Raw genomic sequence first — 15,708 nt, 5'->3', positions numbered from 1 at the left:
GGCGCGAACTATCTGAAGGAACGCATAACCCTGTAGGAGCTGGCTTGCCAGCGAAGGCGGTGTGTCAGCCAATACAAGTGTTCACTGAGCCACCGCCTTCGCTGGCAAGCCAGCTCCTACGGGGGATAATGGGTTTCTTCAGGGGGATTTGTGTAGTGGCAAAAACCGCAGCAACGCCGCGACGATGGCTTCAGGCGCATCTTCCTGAACCAGATGCCCGGCATTCGCAATCGGATGAAACTGCGACCCCGGCATCATCCGGTGCAACGCCCGCCCACGCTCGACGGGAATCCACTGATCGTCCTCGCCCCAAAGAATCTGCACCGGGCAGCGAACGGTCGGGTACTGCCCCTCGACTTCGCGGGTATAACGCTCATCCATCTGCGCGATCTGCCGATAAAACGCCGCTTGCCCCGGATCACCCAGCCAAGGCTGTACATAAGGGGCGAGCTCTTCGTCCGGGATGTCACGTTTGATCGCCCCGCGGATATAGGCCGGTACGATCGCCTGTTGAATGTAATCGGGCAGTGCGCTGAACGCTGCCTCATGTTGGCGCACATGCTGCACGAACGGCGACCCCCAGGGCGTCAGCGCCACCGGGTCGATCAGCGTCAGGCTGCGGTAATCCTTGCCATTGAGCAGATGCGCACGCAACACGGTAGCGCCACCGAAATCGTGGGCCACCACATCCGGGCAATCCAGGCCCCAATGCTCCAGCAGCCGGGCCAGCAGTTCGTTCTGCACACCCAGGGACACGTCGCCCTCGACTTTATCGGACAGCCCATACCCCAGCAGGTCGAAGTAATGCACCCGGTGCGTGGTGATGAAATGCGGCGCAATCCGGTGCCACACGTAAGAAGAGAAGGGCGTGCCATGCACGAACACCAGCGGCGGGCCGTCGCCCCGGACGGCGAAGCGCACGGAGTGCCCGTTGAAACGAAAGGTCTGAGCCAGCGGCCAGTCAGTCATGGGTGCGTCCTCTTGCGTGTGCGAGCGAAAAAGCATAGGCATAAAAAAACCACCGCTAAAGGTGGTTTGATCATTCACTGACGAAACGCATGCCCCGTGTAGGAGCTGGCTTGCCAGCGAAGGACTCCCAGGCGCCGCGTTTATCCTGAATGTACGCGTTATCGTTAACGACCTTCGCTGGCAAGCCAGCTCCTGCACAGGAAATGTGTTGTCTGGTTTATTCGCCGTGATAGATGCAGCCGCTGGTGCAGGTTTCGTGGATGCGGATCGCGCTGAGTTCCGGCAGCAGGGGCTTCAATTCTTTCCAGATGAATTTGGCCAGCACTTCACTGGTCGGATTCTCCAACCCCGGAATGTCATTCAAATAGTTATGATCCAGCCGCTCATACAGCGGCTTGAAGATCGCCTTGATCTCCGAAAAATCGCGAATCCAGCCGGTATGCGGATCAAGATCGCCACTCAAATGAATCGCCACCTTGAACGAGTGACCGTGCAGGCGGCCGCACTTGTGCCCGTCCGGGACGTGGGGCAGGCGATGGGCGGATTCGAAGGTAAATTCTTTGAAGATTTCCACAGTGGTTTGAGCTCTGTCAGGTGGCGATCGCCGCGGCGATGTGGGCAGGGGGCGAGTTTAACAGTTTGCGTTTGGGCTTGCGGGAAAACACTGACTAAAGGGTCAATGATGGCAATTCAGTTTCAGTTAAGTTGATATCGCTACAGTGGCCGCCGTAAGCAACACATAAAAATACGGAGACACCCATGAAAACCTTGACTGCCCTGTTCACCGCCACCCTCATCACCCTGACCGCCGGCATTGCCCAGGCTCGCGACCTCGGCCCCGATGAAGCCCTGAGGTTGCGCGACGCTGGTACCATTGTGTCTTTCGAGAAGCTCAACGCCACCGCATTGACCAAACACCCAGGTTCCACCATCACCGAAACCGAACTGGAAGAAGAGTACGGCAAGTACATCTATCAGGTGGAAATGCGTGACCCACAAGGGATCGATTGGGACCTGGAACTGGACGCTGTCAGCGGGCAGGTGCTCAAGGATCATCAGGATACGTAATGAAGGTGCTTTGTATTGCAAATCGGCGCGCCGGCAGCCGGCTGGCCCTGGCGCTGCTGGTTTTTTGCTCGATGGCGATGGCCCGGGACCTGGATCAGGACGAAGCCCTGCGCCTGCGCCAACAAGGGGTGATCCTGCCGCTGGAGCAACTGTTGCAGCAGGCGCTGGACCGTTATCCCGGGGCCAAGCTGCTGGAAGCCGAGCTCGAGGAAAAACATGACGTCTACATTTATGAAGTCGAGCTGCTGACCACCGACGGTGTGGTCCGTGAGCTGGACCTCGATGCCAGCACTGGCGAGTTACTGAAAGACAAGGAAGATTGACCCATGCGTTTGCTCCTGGTGGAAGACCACGTGCCCCTGGCCGATGAACTGATGGCCGGCCTCAACCGCCAGGGCTACGCCGTGGACTGGCTGGCGGACGGTCGCGATGCGGTGTATCAGGGCAGCAGCGAGCCCTACGACCTGATCATTCTCGACCTCGGCCTGCCGGGGCTATCGGGCCTGGAAGTGTTGACTCAATGGCGGGCCGGCGGCCTGGCCACACCGGTGCTGATCCTGACCGCCCGCGGCTCCTGGGCCGAACGCATCGAGGGCCTCAAGGCCGGCGCCGACGATTACCTGACCAAACCGTTCCACCCTGAAGAATTGCACCTGCGGGTCCAGGCGCTGTTGCGCCGCTCCCATGGGCAGGCCAACCAGCCGACGCTCAAGGCGGCGGGTTTGCATCTGGATGAAGGCCGCCAGTGCGTGAGCCGCGACGGCGCCGACATCCAGCTCACCGCCGCCGAGTTCCGACTGCTGCGCTATTTCATGCTGCACCCCGAACAGATCCTGTCCAAAAGCCACCTCGCCGAACACCTCTACGACGGTGAAACCGAGCGCGATTCCAATGTGCTGGAAGTCCACGTCAACCACCTGCGACGCAAACTCGGGCGCAGCGTGATCGAAACCCGTCGCGGCCAGGGTTACCTGTTCGGCGGGCAAGCCCGGTGAGGTCGATCCAGCGCCGCTTGAGCCTGGGCCTGATCAGCGTGATGGTGATCGTCGGCCTGGTGCTGGCGCAGACCAGCCTGTGGCTGTTCGAAATGGGTTTGCAGCGCTACCTCGAAGCCGGGTTGCGCAACGACAGTGAAAGCCTGCTGGTAGCACTGGTGCGCGGGCCTCAGGGGTTGCAGCTGGATGAACGACACCTGTCGCCGGCGTATCAGCGCCCGTTTTCCGGGCACTATTTCCGCATCGACTTTGCCGACAGCCATTGGCGCTCCCGTTCGCTGTGGGATCAGGAACTGCCGCGCCTGGACCATCCCGGGCTGCACAGCAACCTGCAGCTGGGGCCGGAAGGGCAGCAGCTGCTGATATTGCGCTCGGACTATCGCCGCCTCGGCCAGTCGATTTCCATCAGCGTCGCCCAGGACTACACCCCGGTGCGCGACAGTTTTTTGCGCATGCAACAGGTCGGACTCGGCCTGGGCCTGGCGGGGTTGCTGTTGATTCTGTTGCTGCAGCGGATCACCGTGCGCCGCGCCTTGCGGCCGCTGGAAAAGGCCCGTGAACAAATCGCCCAGTTGCAGCAGGGCCAGCGCTCGCAACTCGATGATCAGGTGCCGGTGGAGCTGGAGCCGCTGGTGGCGCAGATCAACCATTTGCTGGCCCACACCGAAGACAGCCTCAAGCGTTCGCGCAATGCCTTGGGCAACCTCGGGCATGCCTTGAAAACCCCGCTGGCAGTGTTGTTGAGCCTGGCCTCCAGCGAAAAATTCGACGCTCAGCCGGAACTGCGCAAAGTGATTCAGCAGCAGCTTGAGCACGTGCAGCAGCGGCTTAACCGCGAACTCAACCGCGCCCGGTTGTCCGGCGACGCCTTACCGGGGGCGCTGTTTGATTGCGATGCGGAACTGCCGGGGTTGCTGGCGACGTTGAACATGATCCACGGTGAACACCTGGATCTCAGCTATGTAGCGCCCAAGGGCTTGCTGTTGCCGTGGGATCGGGAGGATGTGCTGGAGTTGCTCGGCAACCTGCTGGACAACGCCTGCAAGTGGACGGATGCCGAGGTGCGCTTGAGCGTGGTCGAGACGGCGCAAGGGTTTGAGCTGAGCGTGGAAGACGATGGCCCGGGGATTCCCGAGGACCGCCGCGAGCAGGTGCTCAGTCGCGGTACGCGGCTGGATGAGCAGATGGATGGGCACGGGTTGGGCTTGGGAATTGTGCGCGACATCGTTGATACGTGGGGCGGGTTGATGAGGTTGGAGGAGAGTGAGTGGGGCGGGTTGAAGGTGGTGATCGAATTGCCCAGGCGCTGACCCAGATCTTAATGTTCACACGGTCCCCTGTAGGAGCTGGCTTGCCAGCGAAGGCGTCCTGACAGCCAACATATGTGTTGGATGTGCTACCGCTTTCGCTGGCAAGCCAGCTCCTACAGGGGGGGTGTGTCGTCAGTAAAAACCAGGTCAGACGCGGAACTGATCCATCAAACTCTGCTGCTGATTGGCCAGGCTGTTCAGCGACTGACTCACCCGCGCCGATTCATTGGCCTGCCCCGACAGCGACTCGGTCACATCCCGAATCGTCGCCACGTTGTTGTTGATCTCTTCGGCCACCGCGCTTTGCTCTTCCGCGGCACTGGCGATCTGCAGGTTCATGTCGCTGATCACCGTCACTGCTTCGCCAATCTGGCGCAGCGCCGTCACTGCTTGACCCACCTGCTCGACGCTGCCTTGAGCCTGTCGATGGCTATTGCTCATCGATCCCACCACCTCCTGGGTGCCGCTCTGCAACTGCTCGATCACCAAGCGCGTTTCTTCGACTGACTCCTGGGTCCGGCGTGCCAGGTTGCGCACTTCATCGGCCACCACGGCAAAACCGCGTCCGGCCTCACCGGCGCGGGCCGCTTCGATCGCGGCGTTGAGGGCCAGCAGGTTGGTCTGTTCGGCGATGGCGCGAATCACTTCCAGCACCGAACCGATTTTCTCGCTGTTGGCCGCCAGGCCTTCGACCTGGACCATGGCCGCGCTCATGTCGGCGGCGAGGTTGTCGATGCTGGTGGTGGTCTGGTCGATTACGGTCAGGCCACGACGGGTGGCGTGATCAGCATCCCGCGCCGCTTGTGCCGCTTGTGCGGCGCTGCGGGCGACATCCTGGGCGGTGGCGCTCATTTCGTGGGAGGCGGTCGCGACCTGATCCACCTGGCGGTATTGCTGTTCCATGCCGGCACTGGTCTGGGTGGCGATGGCGGAGGACTGATCCGCCGTGCTGCGCGCGTCCTGCACCGAGCGTTTGACCTCGGCAATGATCGGTTGCAGCTTGTCGAGGAAGCGATTGAACCAGCCGGCCAACTGGCCCAATTCGTCCTGTTTGTCATAGGCCAGGCGACGGGTCAGGTCGCCTTCGCCGCTGGCGATGTCTTCGAGCATGTGCGCCACGCCGAGAATCGGTTTGGTCACGCTGCGGGCCATCAGCCATACCAGCAACAGGCCGATCAACGCCGCCAGTGCGCCGAGGCCGAGTTCCATCAGCGTGCCGGCGGTGTTGCTGTCATCGAGTTGTTTCTTCAGGGCTTCGGCAGGGCCCACCAGCACTTTTTCCGGCACCTCGAGCAACACGCCCCAAGGCTTGCCACCGGGAATCGGCTGGAACGGCGCCAGCACTTTCAGCTGTTGTTTGCTGTGCAGGCTTTCGGTCTGGCTGCTGGTGGCCAGCATGCGGATCAGTTCGGCACCGTCGGTCGGGTCCACGGTATCCAGGCGCTGGCTGAGTTTGCTGGCGTCCGGGCTGTAGCCGGCGAGCAAACCGACCGGGCTGATGATGCTGACGTGGGTCTGGCCGTCATACAGCTTCTGGCTTGCGCCCCGGCTGACCGCTTGCAGGCTGTTAAGGTTGATGTCCGCCGACAGCGACGCGATGACCTTGCCATTGACCATCAGCGGGAAAACGATGCTGGTCATCAGCACCTTCTGCCCGTCGATCACATAGAAGTAGGGCTCGATCACGCAGGGCTTGAGCGTGGTGCGCGGGCAGGTGAACCAGGCGTTCGCCGGCTCGCCGCTGGGGCCGGTGGCGGTGTCGGTCATGTCGCTTTCGGGCAGTGCCATGGAGGTCACCTTGCCTGGCGTCGGTTGCGACCAATACAGGGCGAAACGGCCCTTGTCGTTGCTGCCCAGCTCCGCCTGGCCGGCAAACAGATCGTCCTTGCCGTCCAGCGCATTGGCTTCGAACACCAGCGACAGGCCAAGCAGTTCCGGGTTGGCTTGCAGCGCCGACTTGACCTGGCGGGTCAGGTCTTCACGCAGGTCGAAGGCGTCGAGAAAGCGCTTCTCGGCCTGGTCGCGCAGGAACAGCACCTGGCGGGAAAATCCGTGGCCGTATTGATAGGCGTCCATGAACTGCTGGCGAATCTCCAACGCCTGGTTTTCACCCTGGGATTCGATCCGGGCCTGGGCGGCTTCGGTGAGCATCTCCATGCTCGAGGCTTTCACCAGCGCGGCGCTGTGCTCCATGCGATACAGCGAAAGACCCACCAGCAGGGTCACGATACCGGCCAGGCAGAGCCCGGCGAGCAGGGTGATCTTCCATTGAATGGACAGTTGTCTGAGCGGCATGGAGACGTCCTTTATTCGATAATTATCTGAGACTCGGCACTGTAGCGGCAGGGTTTCGGCTTTCTTTATGCCGTCCGGCGAATAAGAGACCAGTGTGAAATTGATGCCTTGCACAGCCCCCCCCTGTAGGAGCGAGCTTGCTCGCGATGGTCTCAAGGACGACGCATTCACTCAGAAAGAACGCATTATCGTTAACGTCCTTCGCGAGCAAGCTCGCTCCTACAGGGAGTGGCGGCCCGTCTGCATGGAGGGCATTGGCTTTGACAAGGCCGCGACGGTCCGGCACAGTGCGCGCCCTCTAATAAAACCCATTCTTCAACCCGCTGGCGGCTCACGCAGACTGCCGGCCGGACTCATTCCGTTTGTCTTGAGGTCTTGATAATGAATGCAGTAATTGCCGCGGTCGGCGTCATGCTGATACTCAGCCTGTCCCGCGTGCATGTGGTGATCGCGCTGATCGTCGGCGCGCTGGTCGGTGGCCTGACCGGTGGCCTGGGCATCGACGCGACGCTCAAGGCGTTCAACAGCGGCCTCGGCGGCGGGGCGACGGTCGCGTTGTCCTACGCCTTGCTGGGTGCGTTCGCGGTGGCCATTGCCAAGTCCGGCCTGGCCCATGCCCTGGCCGACAAGGCCTTGGCGATGGTCGATCGCCAGCACGCCAGCGGTGGCGGACAGGTCAAGTGGCTGCTGATTGGCTTGCTGTGGGTGGTGGCCATTGCTTCTCAGAATATCTTGCCGATACATATCGCCTTCATTCCGCTGCTGGTACCGCCGCTGTTATATGTGCTGACCAAGCTGCAACTGGACCGGCGGTTGATCGCCTGTGTCATTACCTTTGGCCTGATCACGCCGTACATGTTCCTGCCCGTGGGCTTCGGCAACATCTTCCTGAATGAAATCCTGCTGGCCAACGTTGCCCGCAGCGGCGTCGATATCAGCGGTATCAACGTCACCCATGCCATGGGCATTCCGGCGTTGGGCATGGCGTTTGGCCTTGGCGCTGCGTTTATCAGCTACCGCAAGAAGCGGGTCTACAACCTGGAAAAAATCGAACAGGTCGAGCAGGTCGCGGTGCAGTACAACCCGCTGAGCCTGATGGTGGCCGGCCTGGCCATCGCCGCGGCGTTCATCGTTCAGTTGCTGCTGGACTCGATGATCATCGGTGCGTTGGCAGGGTTTCTGATTTTTTCGGCATCGGGCATCGTCAAATGGCGCGACACCGACGACCTGTTCACCGAAGGCATGAAGATGATGGCGATGATCGGCTTCATCATGATCGCCGCCTCCGGTTTTGGCGAAGTGATCAAAGCCACCGGAGAGGTGCAGACGCTGGTCGAAACCTCGGCCTCGTGGATCGGCCACAGCAAGGCTATCGGCGCGTTGCTGATGTTGCTGGTGGGCCTGTTGGTGACCATGGGTATCGGCTCGTCGTTTTCCACCGTGCCGATCCTGGCGGTGATTTTCGTGCCGCTGTGCGTGCAACTGGGCTTCAGCCCGCTGGCGATCGTCAGCATCGTCGGCACGGCCGGCGCCCTGGGTGACGCCGGTTCGCCCGCCTCGGACTCGACCCTGGGCCCGACCTCCGGCCTGAATATCGATGGCCAGCATCACCATGTCTGGGACACCGTGGTCCCGACTTTCCTGCACTACAACCTGCCGTTGCTGGGGTTTGGCTGGGTGGCCGCGATGGTTTTGTAACCCGTCCCTCCCTGACACCCGCTCCCACAAGGATTACGGTGTTTAGAGGCTTTACGGCCTGTCCCAGTAAGGCACCGCACCAAAACACTCGACGAAAAAATCGATCACCGTCCTGACCTTCACCGACAACCGTCGACTGCCTGGCCAGAGCACGGCGATCTGTTGCGGTTCGAGGCTGTTGGACACCTCATAGTCCTTCAGCACCGGCACCAGCGTGCCGTTGCGCACCGCTTCGCCAATCAGCCACGATGGAAACATCACCAACCCCAGGCCCTGCTCGGCAGCCTGGGTCAGGGTGTCGGCATGGTTGCCGGTGATCGGCCCCTTGACCGAGTAAGGCGTCCAGTCCTGCTGACCCTGGCGAAAGAACCAGCGCTGCTGACCGGCCACGCCCTTGTAGGCGAGGCACTGATGCGCCGCGAGCTCGTCGGGATGCTGCGGTGTGCCGTGCCGTTTCAGGTAGGCCGGGCTCGCCGCCACCTGAAAACGCTGGGGCGCCAGGATGCGCGCCTGCATGCTCGAATCGTGCAGCGGGCCGATGCGAAACAACAGATCGGCGCCTTCCTGCAACGGGTCGATGTAGCTGTCGGTCTGCTGGATATCCAGTTGCAGTTTCGGGTAGCGCTCACAGAGTTGCCCTAGCCACGGCGTCAAATGCCGTTGACCAAACACCACCGGCGCATTGATCCGTACCAGCCCGCCGGGTTCGCTTTGCTGTTCCTGCAAGGCTTGTTCGGCTTCTTCCAGTTGCACCAGCACCAGGCGCGCGTGATGGCCGAGCATACGCCCGGCTTCAGTGGGCGATACGGCGCGGGTGTGGCGGTAGAGCAGTTGCTGACTCAGCGCCTGCTCCATCAATTGGATCTGCCGGGAAATCGAAGAGGGCGCCAGGCCCTCACGGCGAGCCACCTCGGAAAAGCTGCCGTGGTCGAGAACGGCGACAAACAATCGAAGTGCCTTGAATCCCAGTTCGTTGAGGCCGTGCATGATCAATCCTGCTGTGCGCTTTACGCAAAAGTGTTGTCGGGATGCTCCCATTTATCGCAAAGCATCGCCAGCCGATAATGCGCGCCTATCCCACTGACAACGCAAACCCCCTGTAGGAGCTGGCTTGCCAGCGAAGGCGGTGGCACAGGCAAAAGTGATGTTGGATGTGATGGCCTCTTCGCTGGCAAGCCAGCTCCTACAGGGGGTTCGTGCTTTGATCGACTACCCAGGAACTCCCGATGCAATCTTCTTCAATCGACAACGTTGATGTTGTCGCAACGCCAACTCCCAAACCCGGGTTGCGGCTATTGCTGCTGCCCCTGGTCATCCTCGCCGGCATGGGCCTATCCGTGGAGGCCGGCTTGCTCGGGCCGCTCGGGGTTCAGGTCGGTCACCTGTGGGCCACCTTCAGCATCTTCGGCGTCGGCTCGGCGATTCTGTTTTTCCTGTTGCTGCTCAGCGGCCCGCAACAGGGGCCGGCTTTCAGCGAGTTGCCGCGCTGGCAGTTGCTCGGCGGTTTCCTCGGGCCGGTGTACGTGGTGGTGCTGACCCTGGCCACACCGCACATTGGTATCGCCATGACCATGATCGCGATCCTCTCCGGCCAGGTCGGCAAAAGCGTGTTGATCGACCACTTCGGCTGGTTCGGCACCACCCGCAAGAAGGTCAACGGTGAACGTTGGCTGGCCTTGCTGCTGATTGTCGCGGCACTTGTTCTGATCGCTCGGGGTTGATGATGAATCTGATTATATTGTTGGTGGTGGTCGTGGCCGCCGGTGCGGTGCTGAGTATCCAGGCGGCGATCAACGGGCGACTGGGCGAAACGGTCGGCGTATTGCGCAGCAGTTTGCTGACGTTCGTGGTGGGCGCCGTGCTCACCGGGTTGTTGATCCTGTTTTTCGAACCGGCCCATGCCATGAGCCTGCTGGACGTGCCGAAATGGCAGCTCGGCGGGGCGTTGTTCGGCGTGGTCTACATGATGGTGATGGTCGGCGCTGTACCCCGGGTGGGCACAGCGGTGGCAACGGTCGCCGTGATCGTCGGGCAACTGGGCATGGGGATGTTGATCGATCACTTCGGCTGGCTGGGCAACCCGCAGATCGAGCTGTCCGGCAGTCGGGTATTGGCGATGCTGCTACTCGCCCTGGCCTTGCTGTTCATGTACCGCAGCACTACACGGCAGGCATGACGCTCCTACACTGGTATTACGGTGCGCAGTCCAGCGCCGGACAACCATACCTATGGAGTCAGACTCATGATCGACAGTGAAAGTATCTGCGACTGCCCCAAATGCTCCTGCAAGCTAGGCGAACATCCGATCGCACGTCACGGCAAGCACTATTGCTGCGAAGCCTGCGCCAAGCACCATGAACACGGCGAAGAATGCGCCAGCAAAGGTTGCAAGTGTGCCCACGGCAAATAGCTCATCCCGGTAAAGTGGAGCCTAGTCAGGCTCCACTTCCAGTTTCAGGCTTTCATCGTCCAGTCGTTCAGTATTGCGGACGACGCCGCTGAGCTTTCGTCCTTCAACTTTCACCAGTAGCGTCTTCGCCTGTTCCAGATCCTCGGGCACGGGCGCCTGCACGCGCAGGGCGAAGCGGCTGGGATCATTTTCGACTTGTTCAAGCGCGACCAGGCATTCGGCGCTTTTAGTGACCCGCCCGAACAGCGTATCGAGGCCGTAGTCGATGTGAGCCATGCTGGTGAGTGGTGTCGTGGTCATGCACTGATTCCTCCCAATGTCCCCTCTCAATGTCCAAAGCGGGGCGCGACCGTCAACTCGCCGGCCGCCACTTGACGTTCTCCACGCCAAATTTCTCCGCCATCGGCTTGCTGGTCTTTTGCACCTTTTCCCGGCCGAAGCGCGGGATCCGACCCACGCCGGCGTCGCAGCTCGCCCAATGCCAGGCCTCCGCGTTATCCATTTTTTCCAGGCGGATAATGAAAGACTTGGGAGCGCCATGAAGGGTGTATTCAATGACGAAAAGTTTTGCATTGTTCATATAGCCCGTATTCCTCCCTGTGGTAATAGAGGGATCATCGGGGCTGCGGAAAATTCATTCGGATTGTCGGACGGCTGTGGCAGCGCCTGAAAATCGGGGTTGTTGTAGACTCTTGGGTTATGACTTCACGAGATGATTTCCCCATGAGCGAGCCGATCCGTCTGACCCAATACAGCCACGGCGCAGGCTGTGGCTGCAAGATTTCGCCCCAGGTGCTGGAGGTGATCCTGGCCGGCAGCGGCGCGCAGAACCTTGATCCGAAACTCTGGGTCGGCAACGCCTCACGCGATGACGCGGCGGTGTATGCCATCGATGAAGAGCGGGGCGTGGTGTCGACCACCGACTTCTTCATGCCGATCGTCGACGATCCGTTCGATTTCGGCCGCATCGCTGCGACCAATGCCATCAGCGATATCTACGCCATGGGCGGCGATCCGCTGATGGCCATCGCCATCCTCGGCTGGCCGGTCAATGTACTGGCGCCGGAGATTGCCCGGGAAGTGATCCGCGGCGGACGCTCGGTGTGCGATGAGGCGGGGATACCGTTGGCTGGCGGGCATTCCATCGACGCGCCGGAGCCGATCTTCGGCCTGGCCGTGACCGGGCTGGTGCAAAAGCGCCACATGAAGCGCAACGACACCGCCACCGCCGGTTGCCTGCTCTACCTGACCAAGCCCCTGGGCATCGGTATCCTCACCACCGCGGAGAAGAAGGGCAAGTTGCGCCACGAAGACATCGGCCTGGCGCGTGACTGGATGTGCACCCTGAACAAACCCGGCAGCCGCTTCGGCAAGCTCGATGGCGTGACCGCGATGACCGACGTCACCGGTTTTGGCCTGTTGGGCCATCTGGTGGAAATGGCCGATGGCAGCCAGCTGACCGCGCGCATCGAATACGACCGGGTACCGCGCCTGCCGGGTGTCGAGTACTACCTTGAACAGGGTTGCGTGCCCGGTGGCACCCTGCGCAACTACGACAGCTACGCCAGCAAGCTCGGACGCCTGCAGGAGCTGCACAAACGCGTGCTCTGCGACCCGCAGACCAGCGGCGGCCTGCTGGTTGCGGTCACCCCTGAAGGCAACGCACAATTTCTCGAAGTGGCCGCCGGGCTGGGCCTGAACCTTGAGCCGATCGGCGAATTGATCGAGCGACAGACTAACGCGGTCGAGGTGTTTTGATGTCACTCGACTGCACCGATTACCGCGACATCTTTCTCAACGACCGGCCAATGTTGGATGCCCGCGCGCCGGTCGAATTCCTCAAGGGTTCATTCCCCGGCGTGGTCAACCTGCCGCTGATGAATGACCACGAGCGGCAGCGGATCGGCACCTGCTACAAGCAGCACGGTCAGCAAGCCGCCATTACGTTGGGGCATCAATTGGTATCCGGCGATATCAAGGCCGAGCGCATTCGGGCCTGGGCCGATTTTGCCCGGGCGCATCCCGAGGGGTATTTGTACTGTTTTCGTGGCGGCTTGCGCTCGCAGATCGTCCAGCAATGGCTCAAGGACGAGGCGGGGATCGACTATCCGCGGGTCGGTGGCGGCTACAAGGCGATGCGCACGTTCCTGTTGGACACGGTCGATCAAGCCATTGCCCAGTGCGATTTCGTGTTGCTGGGCGGCATGACCGGCACCGGCAAGACCGAGGTGCTCACCCAATTGAGCAACGGGCTGGACCTTGAAGGCCACGCCAACCATCGCGGTTCCAGTTTCGGCAAGCGCGCCACCGGTCAACCTTCCAACATCGACTTTGAAAACCGCCTCGCCGTGGACGTGCTGAAGAAGCGTGCCCGTGGTATCGAGCAGTTCGTGCTGGAAGACGAGAGCCGCGCGATCGGCAGTTGCGCGCTGCCGTTGCCGCTGTATCAGGGCATGCAGCAGTTTCCCATGGTGTGGCTGGAAGACAGCCTGGAAGGTCGGGTGGAGCGGATCCTGCGCGACTACGTGGTGGATCTGTGCGCCGAGTTCATGGGGGTGCATGGCGACGAAGGCTTCGGGCTGTTTTCCGAGCGGTTGCTGGCGAGCCTGAATAATGTGCAGAAGCGCCTGGGCGGCGAGCGCCACCGGCGGATGCTGATCTTGATGGAAGATGCCCTGGCGGAGCAGGCGAACAGTGGGGCGGTGGATCTGCACCGGGGCTGGATCGAAGGGTTGTTGAGCGAGTATTACGACCCGATGTATGCGTTTCAGCGGGAGAAGAAGGGCGCGCGGATCGAGTTTGCGGGGGAGCGGGGGGCTGTGCTTGAGTATTTGCGCGAGCGGGTGAATTTGCGAGGTTGATGGTGTTTTTGCCCACCCCACATTTGATCTTCAATGGACACGAAATTTGTGTACGACGCAGATCATCTGTGGGAGCGGGCTTGCTCGCGAAGGGGCCCTCGCAGACGCTACAAACCTTGAATCAATACCGCCCCGCCCGACTCACTGATGCTCAGGTCGGACAGGTCTCCTGACCATTATCCAGCCCTTGCTTGTAGCTGTGGCTCACCACACTGGCCTTGCCGTTGTGCCAGGTCAGCGTGAGCACGTACAACGTGTCGAAGTCGCTGGACTCCCAGTCATCGGTGATGTTCTGTTTCTTGCCGACGGCTTCGCCAGCGACCTTGTTGATCAGCTCGGGCAGGTAGCCGTGGGACCAGGCGGTGTAGATGACCGAGTTGTGGTACTTGTCGTGCAGCAGTTCATCAGCCAGGTCGCTGGTATCGTTGGCTGAAAAATTGATGTTCACCGGCAAACCGAGCTTGATGGCGCTGGGGCTGATGGTCATCAAGGGGCGGATATAGCTGTAGGAATTGTCCAGCTCGCCTTCCTCGACATTGCGCGTCGGGTTGGCGGCAAACACGTAATTGGCCTTGCCGAATTTTTCCGGCAGCAAGGTGGCCAGATCGATGGCGCGGTTCAAGCCCTGGCAATTGAGCTGGCCCAGGCCGCCGGCGGGTTTTTCCGCGTGGCGCAAAAATACCAGCGTCTGGGTGCCATCCGCCGGTTGGGCGCGGCTTTCGCTGGATTCCAGGGACAGGAACAGCGCGCTCACTGCCAGCAGTGAGGGCAGGAAAATGTACGCGCGATGTTTAAAACGTTTGGCGAATTTCAAAGGGTTCATCATGTGGATAGGTGATCTTCGGCGCATTCGGTTAAGGCTGACAAACCTCTACACCGCGAGCAGCCCGGCTGCGGTGTTTTTCCATGTCATGGGGCAGGTTCCTTGGAGTCTCCCGGGCCCATTTGGTTCGATCCGAGCGAGCGCAGCACTTTAGCGGCAACCTTGAGCGGATTGGGGCAAAGGTTATCAACAGGATGTTGCGGATTTATGGACAGGGTACAGGTGATGGCGGCTGCGAACGCGGCGATCCTTTGATCTTGCTCATCAGCAATATCGATAACGCCAAAAGTTCGTAGCCTTCGCCAGCGCCTGCATTATGATCAACGGTCTCAATTTTGCCGTGGATTCCCCCCCATGACCGATCTGTCCGCGTTCCCGATCACCCGCAAATGGCCGGCGCAATTCCCCGAGTGGATCCAGTTGTACTCCTTGCCGACCCCCAATGGCGTCAAGGTCTCGATCATGCTCGAAGAGATCGGGCTGCCCTACGAGCCGCATCGGGTGGGCTTCGATACCAATGATCAGCTGTCCGCCGAATTCCTCTCGCTGAACCCCAACAACAAGATTCCCGCCATCCTCGATCCCCATGGCCCGGACGACCGACCGCTGCCGCTGTTCGAGTCCGGGGCGATTTTGATCTACCTGGCCGACAAGAGCGGGCAATTGCTGGCCCAGGAGTCGGCCGCTCGTTACGAGACGATCCAGTGGCTGATGTTTCAGATGGGTGGTATCGGGCCGATGTTCGGCCAGCTCGGCTTTTTCAACAAATTCGCCGGCAAGGACTACGAGGACAAGCGACCGCGGGACCGCTACGTTGAAGAAAGCAAACGCCTGCTCAAGGTACTCGACCAACGTCTGGAAGGGCGCGACTGGATCATGGGCGAGCGCTACACCATCGCCGACATTGCGACGTTCCCCTGGGTACGCAACCTGATCGGCTTCTATGAGGCCGGGGATCTGGTGGGCATCAAGGACTTCGCCAACGTCACGCGAGTGCTGGAGCGTTTCCTGGCACGGCCGGCGGTGATACGCGGGCTGGAAATCCCTAAACCGATCTCAAATTGATCCCGGACCTGTGTAGGAGCCGGCTTGCCGGCGAAGGCGGTGGGTCAGCCGATACATGTGTCGACTGACACTCCGCCTTCGCCGGCAAGCCGGCTCCTACAGGGTTTTGTGTCGATGCCAATGATTGTTGCCGCTCCGGTAACGCAGTCTTGAACGTTCGACGTTTGTGCGCTGCGCCTCGCAGGGCTTAAGCTCTCGCCCCCTACGACTTTTG

18 protein-coding genes are annotated in these 15,708 nt (G+C 60.9%); 11 read left to right on the top strand and 7 right to left on the bottom strand.

Translation table 11 applies throughout. The features are described from left to right. Positions 1-138: 138 nt before the first annotated feature. Positions 139-969, bottom strand: coding sequence for an alpha/beta hydrolase (locus ELQ88_RS24170; RefSeq protein ID WP_128871240.1), 831 nt, complete (start codon positions 967-969; stop codon positions 139-141). A gap of 217 nt (positions 970-1,186) precedes the next feature. After that, complete coding sequence (gene queD / locus ELQ88_RS24165; protein WP_059405420.1) at positions 1,187-1,543, bottom strand: 6-carboxytetrahydropterin synthase QueD; 357 nt, start codon at positions 1,541-1,543, stop codon at positions 1,187-1,189. A 185-nt stretch (positions 1,544-1,728) separates the two neighbouring features. On the opposite strand from queD, the gene ELQ88_RS24160 reads away from it, so the two are divergent. From ELQ88_RS24160 to ELQ88_RS24145, 4 genes are read left to right on the top strand one after another with little or no spacing between them, the layout of a single operon-like run. Beyond that, positions 1,729-2,037: a PepSY domain-containing protein gene (locus ELQ88_RS24160; protein WP_138968251.1), complete on the top strand. Its 309-nt coding sequence runs from the start codon at positions 1,729-1,731 to the stop codon at positions 2,035-2,037. Continuing rightward, on the top strand, positions 2,037-2,360 hold the full coding sequence (locus tag ELQ88_RS24155; protein WP_128871242.1) for a PepSY domain-containing protein: 324 nt from the start codon (positions 2,037-2,039) through the stop codon (positions 2,358-2,360). The genes ELQ88_RS24160 and ELQ88_RS24155 overlap by 1 nt, the downstream gene beginning before the upstream one ends. Positions 2,361-2,363: 3 nt before the next feature. Continuing rightward, a complete protein-coding gene (locus tag ELQ88_RS24150; protein ID WP_138968249.1) occupies positions 2,364-3,032 on the top strand; it encodes a response regulator transcription factor in 669 nt (222 codons plus the stop codon). Continuing rightward, complete coding sequence (locus tag ELQ88_RS24145) at positions 3,029-4,342, top strand: sensor histidine kinase (RefSeq protein ID WP_138968247.1); 1,314 nt, start codon at positions 3,029-3,031, stop codon at positions 4,340-4,342. Before ELQ88_RS24150 ends, ELQ88_RS24145 begins: the two co-directional genes overlap by 4 nt. A gap of 147 nt (positions 4,343-4,489) precedes the next feature. On the opposite strand, the gene ELQ88_RS24140 is transcribed toward ELQ88_RS24145, so the two are convergent. After that, positions 4,490-6,637, bottom strand: coding sequence for a methyl-accepting chemotaxis protein (locus ELQ88_RS24140; protein ID WP_138968245.1), 2,148 nt, complete (start codon positions 6,635-6,637; stop codon positions 4,490-4,492). Between the two features lie 381 nt (positions 6,638-7,018). Here ELQ88_RS24140 and ELQ88_RS24130 point away from each other — a divergent pair, with 381 nt between their 5' ends. Next, positions 7,019-8,335, top strand: a complete 1,317-nt coding sequence (locus tag ELQ88_RS24130; RefSeq protein ID WP_138968241.1) for a Na+/H+ antiporter NhaC family protein — start codon at positions 7,019-7,021, stop codon at positions 8,333-8,335. A gap of 51 nt (positions 8,336-8,386) precedes the next feature. On the opposite strand, the gene ELQ88_RS24125 is transcribed toward ELQ88_RS24130, so the two are convergent. Then, on the bottom strand, positions 8,387-9,322 hold the full coding sequence (locus ELQ88_RS24125) for a LysR family transcriptional regulator (protein ID WP_138968239.1): 936 nt from the start codon (positions 9,320-9,322) through the stop codon (positions 8,387-8,389). 239 nt (positions 9,323-9,561) lie between these two features. Between ELQ88_RS24125 and ELQ88_RS24115 the strand changes: the two genes are divergently transcribed. The 3 genes from ELQ88_RS24115 to ELQ88_RS24105 all read left to right on the top strand — a co-directional run bounded on the left by ELQ88_RS24115 (position 9,562) and on the right by ELQ88_RS24105 (position 10,745). After that, on the top strand, positions 9,562-10,056 hold the full coding sequence (locus ELQ88_RS24115; RefSeq protein ID WP_128871247.1) for a DMT family transporter: 495 nt from the start codon (positions 9,562-9,564) through the stop codon (positions 10,054-10,056). A 2-nt stretch (positions 10,057-10,058) separates the two neighbouring features. Continuing rightward, entirely contained in the window at positions 10,059-10,511 is a 453-nt protein-coding gene (locus tag ELQ88_RS24110) for a DMT family transporter (RefSeq protein ID WP_128871248.1), read from the top strand. Between the two features lie 66 nt (positions 10,512-10,577). Further along, positions 10,578-10,745, top strand: a complete 168-nt coding sequence (locus ELQ88_RS24105; RefSeq protein WP_064678787.1) for a metallothionein — start codon at positions 10,578-10,580, stop codon at positions 10,743-10,745. A 21-nt stretch (positions 10,746-10,766) separates the two neighbouring features. Here the strand turns inward: ELQ88_RS24105 and ELQ88_RS24100 are convergent, their stop codons facing one another. Both ELQ88_RS24100 and ELQ88_RS24095 read right to left on the bottom strand, forming a co-directional pair. After that, positions 10,767-11,045, bottom strand: a complete 279-nt coding sequence (locus ELQ88_RS24100; protein WP_138968237.1) for a hypothetical protein — start codon at positions 11,043-11,045, stop codon at positions 10,767-10,769. A gap of 52 nt (positions 11,046-11,097) precedes the next feature. Then, positions 11,098-11,325, bottom strand: coding sequence for a DUF6555 family protein (locus ELQ88_RS24095; RefSeq protein WP_128871250.1), 228 nt, complete (start codon positions 11,323-11,325; stop codon positions 11,098-11,100). A 143-nt stretch (positions 11,326-11,468) separates the two neighbouring features. Between ELQ88_RS24095 and selD the strand changes: the two genes are divergently transcribed. Next, complete coding sequence (selD, locus tag ELQ88_RS24090) at positions 11,469-12,503, top strand: selenide, water dikinase SelD (protein ID WP_138968235.1); 1,035 nt, start codon at positions 11,469-11,471, stop codon at positions 12,501-12,503. After that, a complete protein-coding gene (gene mnmH / locus ELQ88_RS24085) occupies positions 12,503-13,606 on the top strand; it encodes a tRNA 2-selenouridine(34) synthase MnmH (protein ID WP_128871252.1) in 1,104 nt (367 codons plus the stop codon). The genes selD and mnmH overlap by 1 nt, the downstream gene beginning before the upstream one ends. A 151-nt stretch (positions 13,607-13,757) precedes the next feature. Here the strand turns inward: mnmH and ELQ88_RS24080 are convergent, their stop codons facing one another. Further along, the gene (locus ELQ88_RS24080) at positions 13,758-14,432 is read right to left on the bottom strand and encodes a histidine phosphatase family protein (RefSeq protein WP_128871253.1); all 675 of its coding nucleotides are present in this window, start codon (positions 14,430-14,432) and stop codon (positions 13,758-13,760) included. A gap of 351 nt (positions 14,433-14,783) precedes the next feature. Here ELQ88_RS24080 and ELQ88_RS24075 point away from each other — a divergent pair, with 351 nt between their 5' ends. Next, on the top strand, positions 14,784-15,494 hold the full coding sequence (locus tag ELQ88_RS24075) for a glutathione binding-like protein (protein WP_138968233.1): 711 nt from the start codon (positions 14,784-14,786) through the stop codon (positions 15,492-15,494). The last annotated feature ends 214 nt before the right edge of the window (positions 15,495-15,708 follow it).

Origin of the sequence: Pseudomonas sp. MPC6, from assembly GCF_006094435.1 — a bacterium.
Classification (GTDB): domain Bacteria; phylum Pseudomonadota; class Gammaproteobacteria; order Pseudomonadales; family Pseudomonadaceae; genus Aquipseudomonas.
Note: the sequence above shows the minus strand (reverse complement) of the source record. Positions and strands in the feature narration are given on the sequence as shown.

Coding starts and splice junctions, on each gene's coding strand:
- ELQ88_RS24130 (WP_138968241.1), top strand. CDS start 7,019: ATGAATGCAGTAATTGCCGCGGTCGGCGTCATGCTGATACTCAGCCTG.
- ELQ88_RS24140 (WP_138968245.1), bottom strand. CDS start 6,637: ATGCCGCTCAGACAACTGTCCATTCAATGGAAGATCACCCTGCTCGCC.
- selD (WP_138968235.1), top strand. CDS start 11,469: ATGAGCGAGCCGATCCGTCTGACCCAATACAGCCACGGCGCAGGCTGT.
- ELQ88_RS24080 (WP_128871253.1), bottom strand. CDS start 14,432: ATGATGAACCCTTTGAAATTCGCCAAACGTTTTAAACATCGCGCGTAC.
- ELQ88_RS24170 (WP_128871240.1), bottom strand. CDS start 969: ATGACTGACTGGCCGCTGGCTCAGACCTTTCGTTTCAACGGGCACTCC.
- ELQ88_RS24075 (WP_138968233.1), top strand. CDS start 14,784: ATGACCGATCTGTCCGCGTTCCCGATCACCCGCAAATGGCCGGCGCAA.
- ELQ88_RS24100 (WP_138968237.1), bottom strand. CDS start 11,045: ATGACCACGACACCACTCACCAGCATGGCTCACATCGACTACGGCCTC.
- ELQ88_RS24105 (WP_064678787.1), top strand. CDS start 10,578: ATGATCGACAGTGAAAGTATCTGCGACTGCCCCAAATGCTCCTGCAAG.
- ELQ88_RS24155 (WP_128871242.1), top strand. CDS start 2,037: ATGAAGGTGCTTTGTATTGCAAATCGGCGCGCCGGCAGCCGGCTGGCC.
- ELQ88_RS24160 (WP_138968251.1), top strand. CDS start 1,729: ATGAAAACCTTGACTGCCCTGTTCACCGCCACCCTCATCACCCTGACC.
- ELQ88_RS24125 (WP_138968239.1), bottom strand. CDS start 9,322: ATGCACGGCCTCAACGAACTGGGATTCAAGGCACTTCGATTGTTTGTC.
- ELQ88_RS24095 (WP_128871250.1), bottom strand. CDS start 11,325: ATGAACAATGCAAAACTTTTCGTCATTGAATACACCCTTCATGGCGCT.
- mnmH (WP_128871252.1), top strand. CDS start 12,503: ATGTCACTCGACTGCACCGATTACCGCGACATCTTTCTCAACGACCGG.
- ELQ88_RS24150 (WP_138968249.1), top strand. CDS start 2,364: ATGCGTTTGCTCCTGGTGGAAGACCACGTGCCCCTGGCCGATGAACTG.
- ELQ88_RS24110 (WP_128871248.1), top strand. CDS start 10,059: ATGAATCTGATTATATTGTTGGTGGTGGTCGTGGCCGCCGGTGCGGTG.
- ELQ88_RS24115 (WP_128871247.1), top strand. CDS start 9,562: ATGCAATCTTCTTCAATCGACAACGTTGATGTTGTCGCAACGCCAACT.